Source organism: Shewanella sp. M16 (assembly GCF_018224605.1).
GTDB lineage: Bacteria > Pseudomonadota > Gammaproteobacteria > Enterobacterales > Shewanellaceae > Shewanella > Shewanella oncorhynchi.
The window spans coordinates 132,867-149,511 of sequence record NZ_JAGTUL010000010.1 but is presented as its reverse complement, the minus strand read 5'-3'; the positions used below and the strand labels follow the sequence as shown (position 1 = coordinate 149,511).

17 protein-coding genes are annotated in these 16,645 nt (G+C 46.9%); 5 read left to right on the top strand and 12 right to left on the bottom strand.

Going from position 1 to position 16,645, the window contains the following annotated elements; translation table 11 throughout:
- Positions 1-34: 34 nt before the first annotated feature.
- On the bottom strand, positions 35-1,261 hold the full coding sequence (locus KFE26_RS09205; RefSeq protein WP_212600209.1) for a nucleoside recognition domain-containing protein: 1,227 nt from the start codon (positions 1,259-1,261) through the stop codon (positions 35-37).
- A gap of 223 nt (positions 1,262-1,484) precedes the next feature.
- On the opposite strand from KFE26_RS09205, the gene rsmF reads away from it, so the two are divergent.
- Entirely contained in the window at positions 1,485-2,930 is a 1,446-nt protein-coding gene (rsmF, locus tag KFE26_RS09200) for a 16S rRNA (cytosine(1407)-C(5))-methyltransferase RsmF (RefSeq protein ID WP_212600208.1), read from the top strand.
- A gap of 241 nt (positions 2,931-3,171) precedes the next feature.
- Here rsmF and KFE26_RS09195 read toward each other — a convergent pair whose 3' ends face one another.
- The 9 genes from KFE26_RS09195 to apbC form a co-directional block, all read right to left on the bottom strand.
- Positions 3,172-3,960, bottom strand: a complete 789-nt coding sequence (locus KFE26_RS09195) for a TatD family hydrolase (RefSeq protein ID WP_212600207.1) — start codon at positions 3,958-3,960, stop codon at positions 3,172-3,174.
- Positions 3,961-4,093: 133 nt separating this feature from the next.
- Positions 4,094-4,420: a PilZ domain-containing protein gene (locus KFE26_RS09190; protein WP_028759752.1), complete on the bottom strand. Its 327-nt coding sequence runs from the start codon at positions 4,418-4,420 to the stop codon at positions 4,094-4,096.
- Positions 4,421-4,426: 6 nt separating this feature from the next.
- Complete coding sequence (holB, locus tag KFE26_RS09185) at positions 4,427-5,383, bottom strand: DNA polymerase III subunit delta' (protein ID WP_212600206.1); 957 nt, start codon at positions 5,381-5,383, stop codon at positions 4,427-4,429.
- Entirely contained in the window at positions 5,377-6,003 is a 627-nt protein-coding gene (gene tmk / locus KFE26_RS09180; protein WP_212600205.1) for a dTMP kinase, read from the bottom strand. Before tmk ends, holB begins: the two co-directional genes overlap by 7 nt.
- A 22-nt stretch (positions 6,004-6,025) precedes the next feature.
- A complete protein-coding gene (mltG, locus tag KFE26_RS09175) occupies positions 6,026-7,063 on the bottom strand; it encodes an endolytic transglycosylase MltG (protein ID WP_212600204.1) in 1,038 nt (345 codons plus the stop codon).
- The gene (pabC, locus tag KFE26_RS09170) at positions 7,060-7,869 is read right to left on the bottom strand and encodes an aminodeoxychorismate lyase (protein ID WP_212600203.1); all 810 of its coding nucleotides are present in this window, start codon (positions 7,867-7,869) and stop codon (positions 7,060-7,062) included. Before pabC ends, mltG begins: the two co-directional genes overlap by 4 nt.
- A gap of 5 nt (positions 7,870-7,874) precedes the next feature.
- A complete protein-coding gene (dcd, locus tag KFE26_RS09165; RefSeq protein ID WP_028759747.1) occupies positions 7,875-8,456 on the bottom strand; it encodes a dCTP deaminase in 582 nt (193 codons plus the stop codon).
- A gap of 31 nt (positions 8,457-8,487) precedes the next feature.
- Complete coding sequence (gene udk / locus KFE26_RS09160; RefSeq protein WP_028759746.1) at positions 8,488-9,126, bottom strand: uridine kinase; 639 nt, start codon at positions 9,124-9,126, stop codon at positions 8,488-8,490.
- A gap of 11 nt (positions 9,127-9,137) precedes the next feature.
- Positions 9,138-10,253 carry an iron-sulfur cluster carrier protein ApbC gene (apbC, locus tag KFE26_RS09155; RefSeq protein ID WP_006086266.1) on the bottom strand — a complete coding sequence of 372 codons (1,116 nt, stop codon included), beginning with the start codon at positions 10,251-10,253 and terminating at the stop codon, positions 9,138-9,140.
- Positions 10,254-10,413: 160 nt separating this feature from the next.
- On the opposite strand from apbC, the gene metG reads away from it, so the two are divergent.
- On the top strand, positions 10,414-12,483 hold the full coding sequence (metG, locus tag KFE26_RS09150) for a methionine--tRNA ligase (protein ID WP_212600202.1): 2,070 nt from the start codon (positions 10,414-10,416) through the stop codon (positions 12,481-12,483).
- 271 nt (positions 12,484-12,754) lie between these two features.
- Positions 12,755-13,711, top strand: coding sequence for an AEC family transporter (locus tag KFE26_RS09145; RefSeq protein WP_212600201.1), 957 nt, complete (start codon positions 12,755-12,757; stop codon positions 13,709-13,711).
- Positions 13,712-13,864: 153 nt separating this feature from the next.
- On the opposite strand, the gene KFE26_RS09140 is transcribed toward KFE26_RS09145, so the two are convergent.
- Both KFE26_RS09140 and KFE26_RS09135 read right to left on the bottom strand, forming a co-directional pair.
- Positions 13,865-14,617 (bottom strand): Nif3-like dinuclear metal center hexameric protein, encoded by a 753-nt coding sequence (locus KFE26_RS09140; RefSeq protein ID WP_212600200.1) that lies wholly within the window; start codon positions 14,615-14,617, stop codon positions 13,865-13,867.
- 70 nt (positions 14,618-14,687) lie between these two features.
- Positions 14,688-15,158 carry a glycine zipper 2TM domain-containing protein gene (locus KFE26_RS09135; protein ID WP_028759742.1) on the bottom strand — a complete coding sequence of 157 codons (471 nt, stop codon included), beginning with the start codon at positions 15,156-15,158 and terminating at the stop codon, positions 14,688-14,690.
- 54 nt (positions 15,159-15,212) lie between these two features.
- Between KFE26_RS09135 and aat the strand changes: the two genes are divergently transcribed.
- Both aat and KFE26_RS09125 read left to right on the top strand, forming a co-directional pair.
- Positions 15,213-15,926 carry a leucyl/phenylalanyl-tRNA--protein transferase gene (gene aat / locus KFE26_RS09130; RefSeq protein WP_113940541.1) on the top strand — a complete coding sequence of 238 codons (714 nt, stop codon included), beginning with the start codon at positions 15,213-15,215 and terminating at the stop codon, positions 15,924-15,926.
- On the top strand, positions 15,913-16,623 hold the full coding sequence (locus KFE26_RS09125) for an arginyltransferase (protein WP_028759740.1): 711 nt from the start codon (positions 15,913-15,915) through the stop codon (positions 16,621-16,623). The genes aat and KFE26_RS09125 overlap by 14 nt, the downstream gene beginning before the upstream one ends.
- Positions 16,624-16,645 lie beyond the last annotated feature (22 nt).

Here is a 16,645-nt window from a genome sequence, read left to right as displayed (position 1 = left end):
GAGACATTCTAGGTCGCTCAATACTCTAGCCCCCTTATCCATAAAACCAATAACAAACAGCAATCGCGGCGCTGATCCCCGCAAAGTCCGCGGTTAAACCGCAAGCCAAGGCGTGGCGTCCATGGCGAATACCCACAGAACCAAAATACACAGCGAGAACATAGAAAGTGGTTTCAGTGCTACCCTGAAAAATCGCCGCTAATCGACCCGCAAAGGAATCTACTCCGTGGTGATCCATTGTCTCAAGCATCATGGCTCTGGCGCCTGAGCCACTAAAAGGTTTCATCAGCGCGGTCGGCATAGCATCGACAAAACGCGTATCAAAACCTAATATCCGCACACCAGTGGCAATCAAGTGCAACAGATAATCCAAGGCGCCGGATGCACGCAGTAAACCAATCGCTAATAGCATGGCGAGCAAATAAGGGATCAACTGGATGGATTGGGCAAAACCCGCCTTCGCCCCATCAATAAACTCATCATAAACCGCCACCTTGCGAATGCCCGCAACAATCACGAAGGTAAATACCAATAACAGCAAAATACCATTGCCCATTGCCGTCGACACAGTGCCAATGGCCTCAGCACTTAAAGTCATCAGATAAAAACCACTCGCCACTAATCCTGAGAGCATCAAGGCGCCATAACCGAGCACCACTGAGTTTAATAATGAAATTCGCTGCACTAACGCCACAACCAGCAAGCCCGCCAATGTCGATGCCGAAGTAGCCAGTAAAATCGGCAAGAAAATATCCGCAGGCGCAGCGGCACCTTGCTGGGCGCGGTAAAGGAATACCGTCACAGGCACTAAGGTCACAGAGGAAGTATTGAGTACTAAAAATAAGATTTGCGCATTGGTCGCCACGGTTTTTAGCGGATTTAAACTCTGCAAATCATGCATCGCCTTTAAACCAAGTGGTGTGGCGGCATTATCTAACCCAAAGATATTCGCTGTTAAATTCATCGTGATACTGCCAAAGGCCGGATGCCCCTTGGGCACTTCAGGCATCAAACGGCGCAGTAATGGCTCAAACACAAAGGCAATAGCGCCGACAACGCCAGCCTTTTCTCCTACCTGCATCAATCCCATCCACAGGGAAAGCACGCCAATCAGCCCAAGGGAAATTTCAGCAGCAAGCTTAGCACTCGCAAATAATGCGGCGACCGAAGCCGATAGGACTTCTATGTGCCCATTGAACAGTTGCACTGCTATTGCAAGCAATGCTGTGATAAAAAAAGCCAACCACACGCGATTCAGCACGCTAATCCCCTTATTTTTATTTGTTTTTATTCTATTAGCTCATGGCTACTGAGTGCTAGCTTTATGGCGACTCATTCCAATATCGCTCAAATCGTCAAGCATCAACATTAAATCACAATAGCAGCCTTGGCGGCTCGGGAGAAAATCTCAGACCCAATAAGGGATTATGATATACTCGCACCAGTTGATACACAGTCTATTTTCCTATGGTTCAATGAAATCAATGGTCCAATTAAATCAAAATTTTATCGATACAATCACCCAAGAACTCCCCGCCCATTTATCCATGGACGAGTTTATTGCCGCCTGCGACAGGCCGCTTAGACGTTCAATTCGGGTCAATACCTTAAAAATCAGCAGTGACGACTTTAAGACCTTGATGCAACCTAAGGGCTGGACGTTCGATCCTATTCCTTGGTGTGAAGACGGATTTTGGATCAGTTACGATGAAGAAGAACAACTCGGCAATGCCTTAGAGCACATCCAAGGCTTATTCTACATTCAAGAAGCCAGCTCTATGTTGCCGCCGACCGCACTTTTTACACCGAATGCACATTGGCAGTGCGTACTTGATCTCGCCTCCGCGCCGGGTTCAAAAACCACGCAAATGGCCGCATTGATGCGAAACCAAGGCTTATTGGTGGCTAATGAGTATTCGGCGAGCCGCGTGAAAGTATTGCACGCCAATGTGCTGCGCATGGGCGCGAGCCACTGCGCCCTCACCCATTTCGATGGCCGTGTATTTGGCGAATACCTGTACGAAAGTTTTGATGCCGTGCTTATCGATGCGCCCTGTGGCGGTGAAGGCACAGTGCGTAAAGACGCCGATGCGCTAAAACACTGGAACCTAGACGATGTGCTGGCGATTAGCGAAACCCAAAAAGCCTTAATCGAATCGGCGTTTCTCGCCCTGAAACCCGGTGGCATTTTGGTCTACTCAACCTGCACCTTAAACCGCCTCGAAAACCAAGGCGTGTGCGAGTATTTAAAGCAAGTCTACGGCGATGCGGTGCAATTTGAATCCTTAAGCGATTTATTTGATGGCGCAGATCGAGCTACAACGCCCGAAGGCTTCTTACATGTCTGGCCACAGATTTACGACAGTGAAGGTTTCTTTGTCGCTAAATTGACAAAAACGGCCTCAGTGCCGCGTTTACAACCAGAGCCTAAACTACAGAAAAACTTTCCCTTCACGCCCGCATCAGCGAAACAAGCCCAAGGGATCAAAGACTATTTTCAGCAGGATTTAGGCATCAGCTTACCAGACGAACTCATCATGGTTCGCGATAATGAATTCTGGCTATTTCCGCATGAATTCAACGCTTTTATCGGCCGTATGCGCTTTCAGCGCATTGGTATTAAACTCGCCGATAACAGTAAACACGGCTTTAAAGTCCGCCATGAAGCGATTATTGCATTAGCAGGAAAACAGCTCAGCCCAACCGCAAAAACGGTCGATGTGAGCGATGTTGAAGCGAAAGAGTATTTGATGGGGCGAGATATTGCCCTAAACACCGCAGTGAAAGCTCAAGGTGAAGTGATCGTCTGTTATGGCGGAGCACCATTAGGCATGGCGAAACATTTAGGCAATAAGTTAAAAAACAACCTACCCAGAGACTTAGTGAAAGATAAAGTGTTACTGCTACCAGAACAGACAAAATCGTTATAATTTCGCTGTTTTTTAGCGATAAATAACCTAAAAAAGGGGAAAGTGAGCGCGACTATAAGACAAAAGCTCGACTACACTGAGTCTATTGTAAAGCGCACTGCATGACGCTTTCACCTGTAGCGCACGGCTCTTCAATGAGCCATTCCCCTAGGCCCAAACAGCTTTAATCGTTTTGGGCCTTTTTTTATGCCTGTACGCTAACAATCACGCAATCACATAAAGTGATTCAAAGCACTTGCGGCTAACGGCCAACTAAACGCGCTGCATCTTTGAATAAATTAAAGAAGTTATTGCTAGTGTATTCAGCAAGATCTTCGTAACGCTCACCTCTAAGCTCTGCCACAAACTCAGCCACATCGCGCACATAGGCTGGCTGATTTTCTTGTCCACGGTGTGGGATCGGCGCCAAATAAGGCGAATCAGTTTCAACTAATAGACGATCCTGAGGCACTTTGCGAATAACGGTTCGCAGATCACCCGCATTTTTAAAAGTGACTATGCCAGAAACCGAAATATAAAAGCCGAGATCAATCGCCGCTTTCGCCATCTCCCAGTTCTCGGTAAAGCAATGCAGCACGCCGCCAACGTTATCCGCGTTGCCCTGCTTAAGCATATTGATCGTATCTTCACGTGCATCACGGGTATGGACAATTAAAGGTTTATTCACTTCGACCGCAAGGGCAATCTGCTGCTCAAAACATTGCTGTTGCAACAGCTTAGTGTCGTCGGCATAAAAATAATCTAACCCAGTTTCACCAATCGCGACCACTTTAGGATCGGTGGCAAAGCGGCGGATTTGCTCAACATCGAGGCCTTCTTTAACGTCTAATGGATGCACACCCGATGACAAAAATACCTGTTCGAAGGCTGCAACTTTATCTCGCATCAATTCAAATCCTTGCTGGCGCACGTTGACGCACAACATATAGTCCACGCCACGGGCTTTAGCATTAGCAAGAATCTGTTCTAAGGTTTGTTGATCAGGCGCCGCTTTGAGGCGATCGAGATGGCAGTGTGAATCAATAAGCACAAGGATTTCCAAGCAGAGTAACAAAGGACGACAAGGATACCCAGCCAAGGGATCGAGGTCAAATTCAACAGAAGTAAATAGCCAGTTTAGGCAGTGAGCAAACGTTTAAACCAGAGCAATAATGCGGGCCAACTTACATAGTGCAGGTTAGATCGCCGGAAGCGAGTTCGCGGGACAGTAACTTTTCGATATGGTGTTTATGGCTATCTGGCTCAGAAATAATTTTAATGCCAATCCCCACTGGGCGGCCACCCGACGCTCCTAAGGGATTAATCCACACCACAACACCACGAAATTCATTAGTAAGGGTTGCGCCGGGTAAACGATACGCAATCGTCAGCGGTTGGCCAAGATAATGACTTTCACTGGTCGCAATAAATAATCCTGCCGGCTTAATAAAAGGCATATAGGCACGATATAACTGATGTAAGGTATCAAAATTAACGACGAGATCTACCATGGCATATTACTTATTTGTTATCTCTCTATATTCTAAGACATAACTTTGACACAGGGCCAGATAATTGACGCTCGGCATTGTGCTTAAGCTATGACACATTCCCATGATCTTAGCCGCCAAATTCCCGAGCTGCGCATGAACAAACGCATCTTGATGGCTATTTTTCAGTAAAACCTGTCGTATAAGTAGGTACAAAACCTTAAGAACATCAATTATTTGTTGTTCACTTATTATTAACAAACTAGCACACAGATGACCAGACGACAAACTTTGTGCCCAATCTTTGCGAAATTGTAGCAAAGATTGATACCGACTCTGTTGGCTACCCTCAGACTGCAAGCTCTCAGCCAACTTTAACGGCCCACCCACGACACTCAAACACCAAGTTACATCCTCTTGAATACCACATCGCTGGGCAAGCCAGTTTTTGATGACCTCTCGACTCGGAACGACAAAAGGAATTCGTTGACAACGACTGCTAACCGTCGCCATCAAACGTGCAGGCGTATCCGACTGCAAAATCAGTAAGGTGTCTTTACCTGGCTCCTCAAGAGTTTTAAGGAGTGCGTTCGCAGCAGCGGAGTTAAGACGCTCGCTGTGGTGGATAATCGCTACACGCCTGCCACTTTGCTGTGCGGTGGCTGTCAGACGCGTACACAGCTCACGAATTTGATCGACTTTAATTTGATTGCCATCGGCGGCGATATGATAAAAATCAGGATGATTGCCAGCATCATAGAGCTGACAAGACTTACAAAAACCGCACGCGCCCACAGGCGTTGGCTGCACACACATAGCCGCGCGCGCCATAAACACACTCAGCAACTCACCACCATAGGCTGAATCAATGCCCACGAGTTGTGCGTGAGGTATTTTTTGACGCGCTAATTGAGCTAAAAATGCCTGCCTTGGCCCTTCGAGCCAAGGTAATTGCTCAGCCGTAAATCCGGACTCGGCTACCATACCATCGCCTGAAGCACGGCTAAGATATCTTTGTGCACTTCGGTCATAGTTTGGCTCGCGTCTATAACCACAATACTGTCGTCTTCGCTGGCAAGTTTGAGATATGTAGCACGTGCTCGCTCAAAGAAATCAATCGCTTGTTGCTCAATTCTATCAAGCTCACCACGTTTAGCTGCGCGGGTAAGCCCAAGCTTAGGATCTAAATCTAAGTACAAAGTAAGATCGGGTTTAAATCCCTTTAGTGTTGCAGTGCTCACCGCTTCCACTAACGGCATTAACCCTCTGCCACCACCTTGATAAGCTAATGACGATAGATTATGTCTATCACCCAATACCCATTGCCCTTGCGCAAGCGCGGGCTTTATGACATTAGCAACCAACTGAGCTCTGGCAGCATAAATGAGTAAACACTCGGCCTCATCACACAGGGGATCGTTCGCATCGGCAATCTTAACTAAATCACGGATACGTTCAGCCAATGGTGTACCGCCCGGTTCGCGGGTGCAAATCGGCGCTTTACCCGTATGTTTTTCAATAAAGTCTCGAATAAGGTTAATCGCACTCGACTTACCTGCGCCTTCTAAGCCTTCAATAACGATAAATTTTGCAAAAACTGACATTGGATTTTCTTTCTCTGCATTTTTACTTTGGTGATTTTTCTGGCGTCGCTGGTTTTATCTTACGCTGATAGACGTCTACGGCGTGATTGTGTTCTTCAAGCGTGGTTGAAAACACATGGGTGCCATCGTTGCGCGATACAAAATAAAGGTAACTCACACTGGCGGGCTTAGACACGGCCATCAATGAGGCTTTACTCGGTGCAGCTATCGGCGTTGGCGGCAATCCAAAGATGCGATAAGTATTAAAAGGCGTCTCTTCAACTAAATCTTTGCGGGTGATATTACCCTTATAGCGATCACCCATACCGTAAATAACGGTCGGATCGGTTTGCAGACGCATACCTAGGTTAAGACGATTAACAAATACACCGGCGATTTGCTCACGCTCATGGGCTTGGCCGGTTTCCTTTTCGACTATCGATGCCAAAATCAGCATTTCATAGGGTGATTTTAACGGTAAATTCGGCGCCCGTTCCGCCCACGCTTTGGCAAGCTCCTGCTCCATCATTTTATAGCTTTGAGTCAGCATGACTTTAGCATCCGCCTCGGCGGTATAATGATAAGTGTCGGGGAAGAATTTTCCCTCAGGCAAACCAGAATCATCGCCTTGTGCCATCAATACCGCTGCAAATGCTTCTGGTGACATTTGTAAATGCGGAGCACTGGTAAGCTGTTGTTCCCATTCCACAATAGTTTTACCTTCAACTAAGGTCAAACTGAAGGTTTTTACTTTCCCAGCGATCAAATCATTGAGTAAATCAGTAATCGTTTGTGAAGGTGATATTTCATAAAGTCCCGTGCGAATTTTGGCAAGCTCAGGACGAAACTTAAGTAGCCACTTGAGTTTCCACGTATCTTGAATAACGCCGTCATCGGCAAGTTGCTGCGCCAGTTGATTTACACTGGTGCCGCGTTCAACCTTCAACTCTTTAGGCTCGCTGAGACTCAGCGGCGTTTGACTGTATTCGACAACCGTTTGATAGCCCCAAAAGGCAGCCAAACAGACTAAGGTTAGCAAGGTCAACAGGGTTGAACTGGCGATAATAATGATTTTTTTCATAGAGTGAGTGAAAGTGTCTGTCTAAGTTGCGCGGTAATCGGAGCACGGGTGAACTTGAGCGAGTCTATCGCCAGTACATCCACAATCCCTAAAACGCTGTTAGTGATAAACGCTGAGTCAAATTCGATTAAACGCTCGGCGCCAACGGGCAAACATTCGATATTCATGTTCTGTTCAAGCAAGGCCAACATTATCTGTTCGCGCATCACACCCGCCACGCCACACAGGGCTAATGAAGGCGTGATAATGCGATTATCTTTGATAAAGAACACATTCGCCATCGAAGATTCAATCACATTCTCCTCGATATCTTTGACTAACCAGTCATCAAATCCCTGCGGTAAAGAGTGTGATTTAATCAAAACTTGTTCGAGTCGATTTAAATGCTTCATCCCTGCCAACAGAGGCTGCAAACCCAATCGTACCGACGAAGTTTTAAGGCTAATACCCTGTTGCTGCCACTGAGCATAATGGCCGGGGATAGTATGAACTGAGACGATTTCGGTAGGATTAACAGTTTCTGGCGGTGTATAGCCACGACCACCAACACCACGGGAAACGATTAACTTAATACAATGATGAGGATATTCAATAGCTAAGGTGTTCAGCTGTTGTTGCAATGCTTCACTCATTTGCCATTGAAATCCAAGCCTTACGGCGCCTGCGGTTAAACGGGCTTGGTGGGCTTCAAAAAACATAATCCCCTCAGCGTCCGTTCGCATCGTTGCAAACAGACCATCACCGTAGGCAAGCCCTCGATCGGAAGGGTCGACACTTGCCTGCGATGCGCCATTCACCCAGAACACGCGTATTAGTCCTGACTGATACGGCTAGCCACCGCTTCTTGCTGATCTTTGTACTTGGCACTCTTACGAGTGTTATAAGGACGTGCAACCGCATGATTTAAGCGTTCAAAGTTAAGCGCACCTATAGTCATGCGTGGACGCAAAGCTAAAGGCAACTTGCCGCTGTTATAAAACTCGAGCACAATTTTACCTTGCCAACCCGGATCGATACGGTGCGCCGTTACGTGTACCATCAGGCCTAAACGCGCTAGAGACGAACGGCCATCAAGCCAACCGACGATATCAGCAGGTAAAGTTACGCTCTCGTAAGTCACAGCCAAAGCCAATTCGCCAGGATGCAAGAAAAATGCTTCGCCATCGGGGATTTCGATAATCTCACTCATCACCCGATCGAGCGCCGCTTGCATCTCAGCACTTGGACCACTCAAGTCGATAAAAGGCGCGGTATGATCTTTAAAGACGCGAAACTGTCCACCTAAGCGCACATCAACACTGACGCCTGAAATAGCTTCTATGCCTGGGCGAGGTTCTATTACGATAGTGCCGTTATCAAGGGCCTGTTCAATTTCGATATCGGTTAAGCGCATCTTGCCTATTACTCCTTGAGTTTTTATGTCGTTATTTTGCCAGTAAATGTTGGATACGAGTCTTTAAAATATCGGTCGCAATACGATTTTTGCCGCCACGGGGAACGATAATATCGGCGTATTGTTTCGAGGGTTCGATAAACTGTAAGAACATAGGACGCACGGTTTTCTTGTACTGTGAAATCACAGACTCCATAGTACGGCCCCGCTCGGCCACATCACGAGTTAAGCGACGTAGGAAACAAATGTCCAGCGGCGTGTCCATAAACACACTCGCGTCCATCAGGGCACGTAACTTAGGATCGGTCAGCAATAAGATACCTTCTAAAATGATCACCTTTTTCGGTGTCATCTTTAAAGTTTCTGCAGTGCGTGTATGTTCTGTATAGCTATAACAAGGGATATCAACAGCTTCGCCAGACTTGAGCAACTGTAAATGCGTGCACAACAATTGATGGTCCAGCGCTTTTGGATGATCGTAATTCGTTAATACCCGTTCATCCATGGATAAATGACTCTGATCGCGATAGTACGCGTCTTCATTAATTACCCCAATTTGATCTGTGCCTAAATCGCGGCGCAATTCGTCAAAAATCGTTTTGGCAATTAAACTTTTGCCCGATGCTGACGCGCCAGCAATTGCAATAATGACACACTGCTGAGAATTCATACCCTTAAACCTTACTCGTCATCTGAAACACTAATAGAAACTGTTTTCTGGCTTTGTTTTAAAGCCAATTCTGCGCCCACTTTACGGGCAATTTCCCGATAAAGAGCTGCGACTTCACTGTCAGGATCGGCAACGACGGTCGGCGCACCATTATCCATGGCTTCACGGATATTGATGTGCAGCGGCAAAGCGCCTAACAGTGGAACTTGATAGCGTTCAGCAATTTTACTGCCGCCGTGTGTTCCAAATGGATGTTCTTTATGACCACACTCAGGACATAAATGGAAACTCATGTTCTCGACAATACCCAGCACAGGAATGTTCACTTTCTGGAACATATTGATGCCCTTCTTGGCATCGGCCAGCGCGATATCCTGCGGTGTAGTCACGATAACAGCGCCGCTCACAGGGACTTTTTGCGATAACGTGAGCTGAATATCCCCTGTGCCTGGTGGCATATCAACGACTAAATAATCCAGTTCTGGCCATTGGGTTTCATTCAGTAACTGGGCTAACGCGCCCGCGGCCATTGGGCCACGCCACACGGCAGCTTCATCACCACTGAGCATAAAACCAATCGACTGCGCGGCAATGCCATGGGCACTGGCGGCTGTCATATGTTTACCATCTGGGGAAAGCGGTCTGAAATTAGGAATACCTAACATCATAGGCACTGACGGGCCGTAAATATCCGCATCGAGAATACCCACCTGCGCACCTTCGGCCGCTAATGCCAAAGCTAAGTTCACCGCTGTGGTTGACTTACCCACGCCGCCCTTACCTGATGCTACGGCAATTACTTGCTTCACATTGGCAATCGGCGCAATAGAAGATAACGCTGAGTAGGCTTTAGGTTGAAAATCGATTTCACACTCGACTTCATCAATAGCATCGAGCACCGCTAACTTATTCGTCAGCGCCATAACAGTGTCGCGATACTGAGTCATACAAGGGTATGGATAGACTAAGCCAAGCTGCAAACGCTTACCTTCCAATGCCAGCTTATTTACGCATCCTGCGCTCACTAACCCTTTCGCGAGATACGGGTCAACAAATGAATCGAGAATAGCCAGAACTGGCCCGAGAAGATCGTCATTCAGACGATAATCAGTTTGAGTTGAAGACAAAAGAATTACCCCCACCAATAAATTTGCCCAAGTGTACCAGATAATGCAGAAAACATTAGCGCAGATTTAGCTCAATTGGCTCAGGTTTTGATGAAAATCATCCTGTAATCGGTTAGTATCTCTACCAATATTTTTGGCCCACCACGATATTTGAGACAAGATGGCAACTTCACAACGTAAAATTCTCGTGACCAGCGCACTTCCCTATGCAAACGGCCCGATACATTTAGGTCACATGCTGGAATACATACAGACAGATATCTGGTCGCGTTATCAAAAGCTTCGTGGACATGAGTGCCACTATATTTGTGCCGATGACGCCCATGGCACGCCAATCATGCTTAAAGCACAGCAATTAGGCATAGCGCCAGAAGACATGATTGCCCAAGTGAACAAAGAACATCAGCAGGATTTTGCCGATTTCATTATCGCCTTCGATAACTATCACAGCACCCACAGCGATGAAAACCGCGTACTGGCGAGTGATATTTATCTCAAGCTACGTGCGAATGGCTATATCAAGAGCAAGAGTATTTCTCAGCTGTTCGATCCTGAGAAATCCATGTTCCTGCCAGACCGCTTCGTAAAAGGCACTTGTCCTAAGTGTAAGTCACCGGATCAATACGGCGATAACTGTGATGCCTGCGGCGCGACTTACAGCCCAACTGAGCTCATCAATCCAAAATCAGCGGTATCGGGTGCGACACCAGTGATGAAAGACACTGAGCACTTTTTCTTCGACCTGCCCGCCTTCGAAGGCATGCTAAAAGAGTGGACTCGCTCTGGTGCCCTGCAAGTCGAAATGGCCAATAAACTCGACGAATGGTTCGAGCAAGGTCTGCAGCAATGGGATATCACCCGTGATGCGCCGTATTTTGGTTTCGAAATTCCCGATGCGCCAGGTAAGTATTTCTACGTTTGGCTAGATGCGCCTATCGGTTATATGGGTTCGTTCAAAAACCTCTGTGACAAACGCCCTGAGCTGAGCTTTGAGGAATTCTGGGGCAAAGATTCAACCGCCGAGGTGTATCACTTCATCGGTAAAGACATAGTCTACTTCCACAGTCTGTTTTGGCCTGCCATGTTACACGGCTCTGGTTACCGCCAGCCAAACAGCGTCTATGCCCACGGCTATGTGACGGTCAACGGCGCTAAGATGTCAAAATCCAAAGGCACTTTCATCAAGGCGCGAACTTATTTAGATCATTTAGATCCTGAATATTTACGTTACTACTACGCCGCCAAACTCAGCAGCCGTATCGACGATTTAGATTTAAATCTCGAAGATTTCGCCCAGCGCGTGAATTCAGACTTAGTCGGTAAGCTAGTGAACTTAGCCTCGCGCACCGCAGGTTTTATCACTAAACGTTTCGATGGCAAGCTAGCGAAAATTAACGACACCACACTGACTGAAGCGTTTCTAGCCAAGCAAGAGGTGATTGCCGAATTTTACGAAGGCCGCGAATACGGCAAAGCAATGCGCGAAATCATGGCACTGGCGGATATTGCTAACGGTTTTGTAGCCGATGCAGCACCTTGGCAAATGGTGAAACATGACGATCAACAGGAAGCGGCCCATCAAGTGTGTTCAAATGCCTTGAATCTGTTCCGTATTCTCGTGACGTATCTAAAACCTGTATTGCCACGTTTAGCCCAAGATGTGGAAGCCTTTTTCCAACTACCGCTCACTTGGAATGCATTGAACCAAGATTTAGCGGGTCATGAAATCGCTCCATTCAAAGCCATGATGCAACGTGTTGAGCTGGATAAAGTCAATGCTATGGTTGCCGACTCCAAGGATAACCTGCAAGTCACGGCCGATGCACCAAAGACGGCTGCGCCTGAAAAAACTGTTGAATCATCTAATGTCAGCAGTGAGCCTCTGGTTAACGATCCTATCAGTGAGACCATCAACTTTGATGATTTTGCTAAAATCGACCTGCGTATCGCTCGTATCGTGAAAGCCGAGCATGTTGCTGACGCAGACAAGTTACTGAAGTTGCAGCTCGACATCGGTGGCGAAACACGCCAAGTGTTTGCTGGGATCAAATCGGCCTATTCGCCAGAAGACCTTGAAGGCAAACTAACTGTGATGGTGGCTAACTTAGCACCACGTAAGATGCGTTTTGGCATGTCAGAAGGCATGGTTTTGGCCGCTGGCCCTGGTGGCAGCGATCTGTGGATTTTAGAACCCCATGAAGGCGCACAGCCTGGCATGCGGGTTAAGTAATCTGCGCTAGATAACGCTCGAAAAATCAATAAGGCCGCATTTTATGTGGCCTTATTTGTTGGTATCGATTGTTTGAGCCGATTAGTGGTCGCAAGTGTCACTCAGTCTTTTAAAAGACTGAGTTTAAGCCATTTAATTTTAACTGAGTGGTTTAACAAACCGAGTTAAAACTCGTATTTCTATCGACAAGGCATTCACGGCAATGTGACATTCATATCAGTGACAAGTCTAAAATCGACGCAGTGCTAAATGAATAACTCGAGGAGTAGTTATGGGAAATATCGTTGAGCAGTTGCTGTTTTCGGCCTCGATTACGGGCCCCATCTGTTTGATGTTAGCGCTCGGTGTGATCCTAAAACGCACCCAAATCATCAATGAAAACTTTATTGATGTCGCATCAAGATTAGTCTTTAACGTGACGCTGCCAGCCTTGCTGTTCCTTAGCATTATTAGCTCAAATCACGATCTCGCCTCCAGTGCGCCCTTGATTGGCTATGGTTTAGCGGCCAATTTCCTGTTTTTTATACTCTCCACCTATGCAACTGGGCGGCTATTTCCCAAGCACAAAGACCAAGGAGTGATCATTCAAGGGGGTTTTAGGGCCAATACCGCCATTATCGGCTTAGCTTATGTTTCCAACGCCTATGGGAGTTCTGGTGTTGCCTTAGCCGCGGTCTATGTTGCCTCGATGACGCTGCTGTATAACATTCAAGCGGTTATTTGCCTAAGCCCTAAAGGCGAAGAATCCAGCCAACGTGCATTTGGCGTGATCATCAAGACCATCACCAAAAACCCGTTGATCATTGCCATTATGGCAGGCATGTTGTTCTATTTGCTTGCTATTCCAGTACCGAAAATGGTGCTCGATGCGGGACAATACTTTGCCAATATGACCCTGCCATTAGCGCTACTGTGTACCGGCGGCTCGCTCGATATTGGTTCACTCAAACATGAAAAGCATACAACTTGGTTCTCGACCGCATTGAAACTGATCTTTGCCCCGCTTTTTATCACGATTGGGGCCTTGCTGTTGGGTTATCGAGGGATTGAGTTAGCACTGGTTTTTTTAATGAGTTCTGCACCCACCGCAGCCGCAAGCTATGTGATGGCGCGCGCCATGGGTGGCAATGCGCCCCTTGCGGCCAATATTATTGTACTAACCACAGTCTGCTCGCTGATCACGTGCACCTTAGGCATCTTTATATTGTCCACTTTGGAGCTAATCTAGCAGCAGCTAAGAGCTGATTGCACAAACGCTAGAGGAACGGATTTGAGTGACTATAAGTAACAATAAAACCACAATAAAAAAGGCGAGCCATGCTCGCCTTTCGTTTAGGAATAAAACAGTTAGATGGTCATCATAAGCCGCTTTATGAATGGATTAGACCGGATTGATGATATCCACAAAATGGTGCACGAGATCAAACTCGCGGGCGAGGTGACGGCCTAAGGCTTGAATGCCAAAACGTTCTGTCGCATGGTGCCCCGCCGCAAAATAATGTATGCCCTGCTCTACCGCACTGTGGAACGTTCGCTCGGACACTTCACCACTGATAAACGCATCCACACCTAAACTCGCCGCAACATCGATATAATCCTGTGCGCCACCAGTACACCAAGCTACATGTTGGATCTTTGCATCGCTATCACCAATGTGCAGTGGGGCTCTGCCTAACGCATTCTCAAGGGTGTGAGAAAATTCGCTAGCACTGACTGCAAGATCAAGTTTTCCACGCCACAGTAGCCCCTGAGCCACCTCTTCGATTGCTTCTGCGTCGATGATCCCAAGCTGTCTCCCCAAAGTCGCGTTATTACCGAGCATTGGGTGGGCATCTAAGGGTAAATGATATCCAAACAAGCTAATATCATGCTTGAGCAGCGCCTTAATTCGGCGTTGTTTCATGCCTGTGATCACTTCAGGCTCATTCTTCCAAAAAAAGCCGTGATGAACCAATATCGCATCGGCGTTTAATCGAATCGCTTCATCGATCAAGGCCTGACAAGCTGTCACGCCCGTGACTAAGGTTCGGATCTCATTCTTGCCTTCTACCTGCAGCCCATTGGGTGCGTAATCCTTAAAGGCCGACACATGTAAAAAATCGGCTAAATATTGGCTTAGTTCTGTCCGTGTCATTGCATTACCGTCCGTTACTCAAGATGACCATTTACTGAAAATGAGCACTTATTCAAGATGAGACAATCGCTTACATCGCGATATCAACACGCACGCCACCTTGCAAGTACACCACTCTAACTCTGTCACCCGCGTTAAACGTCATGCCAGCATCGTAATCTTGGATCACCATGACCTGAGTACCATCTTCTTGATTGATCATCAGTTCCACCAGCTTAAACGATTGCACGCTAGTACCACTGCCATAACGGTTACCGATACCCCCACCAATCAAGGCACCTAAAATCGTCGCAACATCTCGACCCGACCCGCCACCAAACTGATTACCAATCACCCCACCCGCTAAGGCGCCACCGAAGGTTTTCCAACCTTGATTACGGTCTTCAATTAACTGGGTTTCGGTGATATTACGTACCGAAGTGATATCGCCATAGAGTACTTTCTCAACTGGCACGGCTTGATTGCGATCATAGCCAGCATTAGCAGGGCTGATGATAAAAGCAAAAATAAACATAAAGCTTGCTAGAGTAGGTTTCCACATATCTGAATTTCCGCTAACTTAATAATAAGGTCTATAACTAAATCATACTCAATTGTGAAGTCACTGTCTTTCCTGAATCACGAATTTGACGCTTTTCCTTCGCCCGAGCACGCCTTAACCGATCCTAATGGTTTATTGGCTATCGGCGGCGACTTACGTCCTGAACGTTTACTCTCTGCTTACTACAACGGTATTTTTCCTTGGTTTAATTCTGACGATCCCATCCTATGGTGGTCACCGGATCCCCGCGCCGTGTTTATTCCAGGTGAAATTCACATCAGCACCAGCCTGCGTAAATACTTAAAAAAACAACCTTGGCGGATCACAATCAATCACGCTTTCACCGATGTGATGGCGGGATGTGCGCAGCCAAGAGAAAAACAGAGCGGCACTTGGATCACCCAAGAAATTCAAATGGCCTATCGCGAATTGCATCACACAGGTCATGCCCACTCCATTGAAGTGTGGGAAGGTGAACGTTTAATCGGTGGGCTTTACGGCTTAGCGATCGGCCAAGTATTTTGCGGCGAATCCATGTTTCACCGTAAAACCAATGCGTCCAAGGCCGCCGTTGCAGCACTGCAACAACATTTACTCAAGATGGGATTCAAACTCATCGACGCACAAGTGATGAATCCCCACCTAGAAAGTTTGGGAGCTAAAGCTATTAAACGCATTGATTTTATAACGTTACTGAGCGAACTGAGAAACAATCCCGTGGACCCAAATACTTGGGCCACTAAAGAGGTCATCCTTGAACTCGAGTAAAGCATCGATCGCTATCGGTATCAGTCAAATATTTCCCTGCAGCTACCTTGATGGCCAGCAGGAGCAGCTACTCGTCATCCAAGAAGATACGCTCGATCCCATTTTATTTGAGCGTTTGCTCGCGGTAGGTTTTCGCCGTAGTGGTAGCTCTATCTACAAACCTCGCTGCCCTAGATGCAGTGCATGCCAACCAATCCGTGTGCCAACGCATGAATTTGTCCCATCGAAACGCCAAAAACGCACTTTAGCAAAAAACCAAGATCTGACTTGGCGAATTACATCGGAGCAAACCGCCGAGCAATATACGCTATATGAACATTACATTCGTGGGCGACATTTTGACGGCCCCATGTTTCCCCCAAGTGAAGATCAATATAATCACTTTCTTTTTTGCCATTGGTTACCGCCAACGTTTATCGAAGTCTATGATGGAAATAAATTATTGGCAGTTGCGGTCACAGATAGTTTGCCCAATAGTCTTTCGGCAATTTACAGCTATTTTGACCCCGACGAAGAACATCGCTCCCTCGGCGCACTGTTAATTTTAATTCAGTGTCGACTGGCGAAACTCATGAATAAAGAATTTGTTTATCTCGGATATCAAATAGATGAAAACCGTAAGATGTCTTACAAGCGTTTGTATCGCCCTTATCAAATTCTGACACCGACAGGCTGGGAGTATTCCCAAGTTTGCTAAGTACTTCCCCTTTACAGCGGGG